Here is a 739-nt window from a genome sequence, read left to right on the forward strand (position 1 = left end):
GAAGCTCTTTTTAATGCTCCGGAATATACAGAAATATTTGAAGCAATAGAGTTAGGCTTCAGTATCGATGCACCAGAGGTGATATTGTGAATAAAATAAATTTTGTTGATTATGTTACACAAATTAATGCAGCCAATCTTAATCAAATGCAGACTAACGCGGAAACTGCCATAAATGGCGTACAGGGCAATGTGGATGTTCTGACAGCAGTAATAGGAGCATTAGCAAGCCTAAACTCTACAGATAAAACCAGTATAGTTAATGCCATAAATTCAGTAATAACTAAAGCGGCAGATGATAGGAGAGGACAGTATTTTCCTTGGTGGTATGATACGCCGCCAACAGGAGCTTTAATACTTAATGGGCAGGCAGTAAGCAGAACAACATATGCTTTGCTAGATGCGAAAATGTATTGTGGAGATGCTAAAAACGCCACGTCGCCATATTGGTATAGAACAACTAGCGCCTCAAGTCCTTCAGCTAACAGGAGCACAACAGGACAATATTTGGTGTTGCCGGATATAGTTACTGAAAATAGATATATAAGAGCTACAGGAGGTAGTTTAGTAGCCGGTACAATACAGCAAAATGCAATAAAGGCTTTTGACATAACCGTAAATGGTGGTGCATATGTTACGGACTCAGGGTCAAGCCAATTGAAAGGTGTTGGAGGTACGCACCCAGACTGGACAGGAACATTACATTATAATGGTGACACGGAGACAAGAACAAATGCAAT

General features: G+C 40.1%; 1 protein-coding gene. It reads left to right on the top strand.

The annotated features are described in order from the left end of the window. Positions 1-86 precede the first annotated feature (86 nt). Positions 87-739, top strand: a 653-nt coding sequence (locus M9H71_RS25120; protein WP_455407582.1) for a hypothetical protein, incomplete at its 3' end; no start/stop codon positions are given.

The organism is Rhodopseudomonas parapalustris (genome assembly GCF_053772255.1).